This is a genomic window from Actinomycetota bacterium (assembly GCA_030776725.1).
Lineage (GTDB): Bacteria > Actinomycetota > Nitriliruptoria > Nitriliruptorales > JAHWKO01 > JAHWKW01.
In genome coordinates, this window is record JALYHG010000204.1 from 1 (window position 1) to 6,202 (window position 6,202).

General features: G+C 74.5%; 6 protein-coding genes. 3 read left to right on the forward strand and 3 right to left on the reverse strand.

Annotation, left to right across the window (positions count from 1 at the left end):
* The 3 genes from M3N57_09970 to M3N57_09980 form a co-directional block, all read left to right on the forward strand.
* A partial coding sequence (locus M3N57_09970) for a hypothetical protein (protein MDP9022997.1) occupies positions 1 to 371 on the forward strand: 371 nt, incomplete at its 5' end.
* A complete protein-coding gene (locus M3N57_09975; protein MDP9022998.1) occupies positions 368 to 1,246 on the forward strand; it encodes an LCP family protein in 879 nt (292 codons plus the stop codon). The genes M3N57_09970 and M3N57_09975, both read left to right, overlap by 4 nt.
* Positions 1,247 to 1,255: 9 nt before the next feature.
* On the forward strand, positions 1,256 to 3,562 hold the full coding sequence (locus tag M3N57_09980; GenBank protein MDP9022999.1) for a DEAD/DEAH box helicase: 2,307 nt from the start codon (positions 1,256 to 1,258) through the stop codon (positions 3,560 to 3,562).
* A 161-nt stretch (positions 3,563 to 3,723) separates the two neighbouring features.
* On the opposite strand, the gene M3N57_09985 is transcribed toward M3N57_09980, so the two are convergent.
* From M3N57_09985 to M3N57_09995, 3 genes are all read right to left on the reverse strand, one after another.
* The gene (locus M3N57_09985) at positions 3,724 to 4,068 is read right to left on the reverse strand and encodes a hypothetical protein (protein MDP9023000.1); all 345 of its coding nucleotides are present in this window, start codon (positions 4,066 to 4,068) and stop codon (positions 3,724 to 3,726) included.
* Positions 4,065 to 5,342, reverse strand: a complete 1,278-nt coding sequence (locus tag M3N57_09990) for a fibronectin type III domain-containing protein (protein MDP9023001.1) — start codon at positions 5,340 to 5,342, stop codon at positions 4,065 to 4,067. The genes M3N57_09985 and M3N57_09990 overlap by 4 nt, the downstream gene beginning before the upstream one ends.
* A gap of 97 nt (positions 5,343 to 5,439) precedes the next feature.
* Positions 5,440 to 6,030, reverse strand: coding sequence for a hypothetical protein (locus M3N57_09995; protein MDP9023002.1), 591 nt, complete (start codon positions 6,028 to 6,030; stop codon positions 5,440 to 5,442).
* Between the last annotated feature and the right edge of the window lie 172 nt (positions 6,031 to 6,202).

Here is a 6,202-nt window from a genome sequence, read left to right on the forward strand (position 1 = left end):
GCCCCGACGAGGCAGCGATCCAGGCGTTCGTGCAGGGGGTGGAGGACTGGCTGAACCGCCACTTGACCGACCTCCGCGCCGGCGGCGACGGGCTCCTAGCGGAGGTCGCCGCGCCCGGCGTGCTCGACGGTGGCGCACCTGAGGCCGTGGCGGCGGTCACGACCGCCCTGGCCGGCCCGGAGCGGCCGGTGAGCAGCGCGACGTACCGTTTCCTGGTCGCCGAGACCGGCCCACCACAGTGGTGCCGTGTCACGGTCGACGTCGCGGCACCGGACGGCAGCGTCACCGCGGCGGAGTTCGTCCTCACGCCTGGCGATCCGCGCCCCGTGCTGGTGGGGGCCGGCCCCGCCAAGTCGGGAGGGACGCCGTGAGACGACCGGCGCGTCCCACCGCCCGCACCGCGGCCGTGGTGGCGGCCACGCTCGCCGGCCTTGTCCTGGCCACCGCCGCTGTTGCCGCTGAGCGGTTCCTGCGCGCCCCCGTCGACGATGGCGTGATCACCCTGCTGCTGCTGGGCGCCGACGAGGGTCCCTATCGTGGCGGCACCCCGTTGAGCGCCCGCGCTGACGCCTTCCACCTGCTGTTCGTCTCACCCGACCGCCAGCATGCGACGTTCGTCGACTTCCCCCGCGACGCGTACGTCCCGGTGCCCGGACAGGGCCGCACCAAGATCAACGCCTGCCTGGCGTCCGGGCCCGACAACTGCGTGCGCGCGGTCGAGCAGAACTTCGGTGTGGACGTCGACCACTACCTGCTGACCGACTTCCGGGGTCTGGCGTACGGCGTGGAGGGGATCGGCGGGGTCGAGATCGAGGTCGAACGTCGCCTGGTCGACCGTCAGGCGGAAGCCAACCTCCAGCCGGGCCGGCAGATCCTCGACGGGCGCCAGGCCCTTGCGTTCACCCGCGCCCGCAAGACCCGGCCCAACGGCGACTTCGGCCGAGCCGAGGCCCAGGCACGGCTGCTCGCTGCCGCGCACCGGCAGGTCGTCGCCGGCGGTGTCGGGGTGGCCCGCGCCGCGGAGGTGGCCGGTCTCGTGCAGCAGACGACCGTCACCGACGCACCCACGGCGACGCTGCTGCGGTACGGGTTCGCGGCGATGACGCTCCCGCCGGACAACGTCGCGATCGTGACCCTGCCGGGCAACGTCGGGAGCGCCGGCGGGGCCAGCGTGGTGTTCCTGCCCGACCGGGCGTACGCGCTGATCCGCGACGCAGCCGACGACGGGGTGATGGCCGGCCGGTAACGTCGCCCCGTGGTCGAGCACGCCGCGCTGCACGACCCTCGGGACGTCCTCGAGCTGGTCGCTGCGGCCCGCACCGCCAGCCAGGGTGGCTCCCCGCTGGTGCACCGCGAACGGCTCCCGCCCCGCCGCGGGGCCACCGTCGAGATCCCCGCCGACCTCGACCCGACGCTGCGCAGCCGACTGCAGCTGATCGGTGTCGCCCGCCTGTACCGCCACCAAGCCCAGGCCCGCGAGCTTCTCCGCGTCCATCGCCACGTGATCGTGGCCACCGGCACCGCCAGCGGGAAGACCCTCTGCTACCAGCTGCCGGTCCTCGAGACGCTGATCACCGACCCGACCGCCACAGCCCTGTACCTGGCCCCGACCAAGGCGCTGGCCCGCGACCAGCTCCGCTCGTTGCGGGCGTGGCGGCTGCCGCAGCTGCGCGCCGCCACGCTCGACGGCGACACGCCCCGCCCGGAGCGCGACGCGATCCGGCGCACGGCGAACTGGATCCTGACCAACCCGGACCTGCTGCACCACGGGGTGCTCCCCGACCACCGCCGTTGGGGTGACGTGCTGCACCGGCTGGCGTACGTGGTGGTCGACGAGTGTCACGTTGCCCGAGGGGTGTTCGGCGCCCACGTCGCGGTGATCCTGCGCCGGCTGCGCCGCCTGTGCGAGCGGTACGGCGCAACCCCGACGTTCGTGCTGGCGTCCGCAACGATCGGCAACGCCGCCGAGCACGCCGCCGTGCTCACCGGCCTGGCCGTGGAGGCGGTCGCCGACGACACGTCGCCGCGCGGGGCGATGGACATCGGCTTCTGGCAGCCACCCCTGATCGACGAGGACGCGGGCATCCGGCGGTCGACCGTCGGTGAGGCCGGGGAGGTCCTGGCGTCGCTCGTGGCCGCCGGGGTGCAGACGCTGGTGTTCGTCCGCAGCCGTCGCGCAGCGGAGGTCATCGCCGTGGTGGCCCGTGAACGGCTGGGCGACTCGCCGCTGGCCGACACGGTGGCCGCCTACCGCGCGGGGTACCTGCCGCAGGAGCGACGGGCGCTGGAGGATGCCCTGACCGCTGGGGACCTGCGCGGCGTGGCGGCCACCGAGGCGCTGGAGCTCGGCATCGACGTCGGCGGGTTGGACGCCGTGGTGCTGGCCGGCTACCCGGGGACCGCTGCGGCGTTCTGGCAGCGGCTGGGTCGGGCTGGGCGGTCGGGCCGGGAGGCGATCGGGGTGCTGGTCGCCGAGGACGACCCCCTCGACCAGTACCTGGTCGCCCACCCCGACCAGCTGCTGGGCCGACCGCCCGAGGACGCGATCGCCGACCCGGCCAACCCGCACGTGCTCGGCCCGCACCTGCGGTGCGCGTGCCAGGAGCACCCGCTCGACGTCGAGGAGGCGCGGCGGTGGTTCGGCCCCTCGGCTCCGGACCTGCTCGCCGCCGACGCGGACGCCGGCGTGCTGCGCGAGCGGGGCGGCCGGTACTTCTGGGTCGGGCGGCGCCGGGCAGCGGCCGAGGTCGATCTGCGGTCGGCGGGCGGGCCCCCGGTGCGGATCGTGGATGTCGCGTCCGGCGAGCTGATCGGGGATGTGGACGCCGCGCGCGCACCGCGTCAGGTGCATCCGGGAGCGATCTACCTCCACCAGGGCCACATCCACGAGGTGACCGACCTGAGCTTGCGTCGCCGGGTCGCCGCGGTGCGACGCGCCCCGCACGTGCGTCACACCACCCGCCCCCGGTCCACCACCGACGTGGCGGTGATCGACGAGTTCGACGCCGCGGACCGGGGGGAGATCGCGGTCCGGCTCGGGCGTGTCCGGGTGACGGAGCAGGTCACCGGGTACGACGTGCTCGATCACGCCACCCGCCGCGTGATCGGCCGCCACGACCTGGATCTTCCGCCCACCGAGCTGATCACGGTCGCGGTCTGGTACGCGATCCCCGTGCACCTGCTCAGCGCCGCCGGGCTCGCGCCGGCGCAGCTGCCAGGGTCGCTGCACGCCGCGGAGCACGCCGCGATCGGGCTGTTGCCGTTGATCGCGCTCTGCGACCGGTGGGATCTCGGCGGGCTGTCGACCGCCCGTCACCCCGACACCGGCCGTCCCACCGTGTTCGTCTACGACGGCTACCCGGGCGGTGCTGGGCTCGCGGAGCGGTCCTTCCGGCGCCTCGGCGAGCACCTGGCCGCCACACGCACCGCGATCTCGGGGTGCGCTTGCCGGGCGGGCTGCCCATCGTGCGTGCACTCACCCAAGTGCGGCAACGGCAACGAACCGCTGGACAAGGCCGGGGCCGTCACCGTCCTCGACCTGGTGCTCACCCACGGGCGCTGACAGCGTCCGGCTGGATGGCCGGTGGGTCGCGGGGCGTTGGTGGTCGCGGCGCCCCGGCAGCGACGCTTCAGGAGCCGGGTCACTACCGCTTCGCTACTTGAGTGACCTGGGAGCCGGGTCACTACCGCTTCGCTACTTGAGTGACCTGGGACTTGAGTGACCTAGGACGAGGCGTCGTCCTCACCGCGGGCCACATCACTCAACGCCGACAGCAGCGCGTCGGCGTCGAGCTGGTCGCTGCCCCCGCGCCGTCCCACTGCCTCGTGCAGATCAGCGAGGGCCTGGGCGGCCGCGGCGCGCAGATCGCCTCCGGGCGGGTCAGCCGGCGCGTCGGCGTCGGCACCCGCCGCGACACGCAGGTCGCGGACGTTGCCCAGCGCTCCGCACATCGAACAGGCGACCCAGTCGCTGCCACGGCGGAACGGGACGTGCTCGCCGTCGATCCGCAAGCCCGCCGCGTCGAGGTCGTCCGCCAGCGGCTCGCCACAGACGTCGCAGGTGATCATCCTTGACGCAACCAGCGCATGCCGTGCAGTCCCAGGGCGATGCAGAGCAGTCCCGCGGCGGCGGGGATCGCCACCAGCGGGGCGTTGAGCCGGGCGACGATGAACTCCTGGACGGCGCCCGGAACCCGCCGCATCGCCGTGCCCTCGCGGACCCTCGGTTCGCCGGTGATCGGGTCGATGTCGCCGTAGTCGAGCTCCTCCGAGAACGGCTGGTCCTGCCCGTAGAAGCGCTCGCGAGGACCGGCGACCTGTGGGTCGGGGAGGGACAGGTCGAAGCCCTTGAGCGTCAGGCTGCGGCGGACACCGGGGGGTGGCGCGACCCGCCGTCCGGCACCGGCGGTCCGGACGCTGGGCTGGGTGGTGGACGCCTCCGAGGGGGCGTCCTGCGGACCATCGCCGGCGGTGCCCTCACCATCGGCGGAGGCCGGGTCCCCGGTCGCGGTCCCGCTTCCCGGCTGCGTGGTGGTCTCGCCGGTCGCGCCGGTGGATCCGCCGTCGCTTCCGCCGGTCGACCCGTCGGTCGAGCCGCTGGTCGACCCGCCGCTGGTCGACCCGCCGGTCCCCTCGGTCGAGCCGCCGCCGGACGTCTCGCTGGGCTGCGTTGGCGGGGGCGGCGACTTGACCGCGGCAGCCACGGCGGGGCTCGTGACCGCGATGTGACCGCCGTTGCCGTCGGGGCGGACCGTCACGATCCGGTACTCGTACGTGCCCGGGCTCAGCCGCTCCGCGTACCGGTCCGCTCCCGGACCGACGCTGGCGATCTGCTGCCACGCCCCGCCGCTGATGCGGCGCTGGACGCGGTAGGCGGAGATGTCGGGTTCGGGGGCGCGTGTCCAGGTGACGGTGACATCCTGGCCGGACACGGACGTCTTGAGGTTGCTCACCGGCGACGGCGGCACCGAGATCCACACCTCGCGGCCGCCGAACTCCTTGCCGTCTACGACCGGGTGGAGGTGGTAGGTCCCGTTGGGCAGGCCGCTCGGGTTGAGGGTCTTTCCGGCCCAGTCGGACGTCGTCCATGCGGGGTTGTTCTTGCAGCCTTGACACTCAAGGCCCTCGACGAGCCGCACCTCACGGCCGCCGCTGCGCAGCCGGACGCCCACGGCTGTGACGCTGTCGGTGAGGTCGCGGTCGACGCGCACGGCCACAGCAGCCGGGCCGTCGATCTTCGTACCCGGCGAGGTGACGCTGGCCGTGACGGCGGCAGCAGCGGTCCCTGCGGTGACGAGCACCACGATCAGGGCCGTGGCGGCGGTGGCGGCCAGTCGTCTCACTTCAGCCGGTCCTCCCGATGTGTTCCGTACCAACGGCGCTGGCCTGCCACGGTGACACGGGCGCGCGCGGCGCGCCCACGGTGTTGTCGGCACCAGCCTACGGTTCCTCAACCGTCCGTGTCTCCGTCGCGTCAGTTGGCTCGACCCACCGGCGCTCCCGGGGGGTGGCGGGGCGGACGATGACCGCCACGCCGGCCTGCCGCCAGCGACGAACGGTAGCTGCGGCCCAGTCGCCGGTGGGCAGGTCGAGCCCGGCGCCGGCGCGGTCGAGGACGACCGCCTCCGGGTCGGTCGCCAGGCACCGCAGCCACGCGAGCATCCGGCGCTCGCCGCCGGACAGGACCCCCGCCGGGTCGTTTCCTCGCCCGGCCAGGAGAGGTGCGCAGTCCAGCATGGCGTCGGCCCTCCGGCCGCCCACGACGGCTGCGAGGTGGTCGCGGACGCTGACGTCGCCAGCCACAGCCGCGTCGATGACCAGACCCAGGCCGCGGCGGACCCGAGCGTGCGTCGGTAGCCGACCCAGGTCGCGGCCTCCCACGTGGATGCGGTGGTCGCGGCGACCGTCGGTGCCTGCCAGCGCCGCGATCGCCGCACCGGCCGCCGGGCCGTCGAGGACGGCCGCCTCGCCGGCTGCCACCTCCAGGTCGAGCGGTCCCGTTGGCAGCATCAGGGTCGCCGACAGGATCACCGGGGCGGGTCCTCGGCGAGATGGACGGTGCGGTCGGCGACGGCGAGGACCTCCGGGCGGTGCTCGGCGACGAGGACGGCCGCCCCGCCGTCGGCGAGCCCGCGCAGGAGCGTGGTGACCCGCTGGGAGGGCAGGTGCGCGGCGGGCTCGTCGACCAGCGCCAGGCTGGGGC

Excerpts from the sequence above, each read along its gene's own strand:
- M3N57_09985 (MDP9023000.1), bottom strand. The coding sequence starts at position 4,068 with ATGATCACCTGCGACGTCTGTGGCGAGCCGCTGGCGGACGACCTCGAC.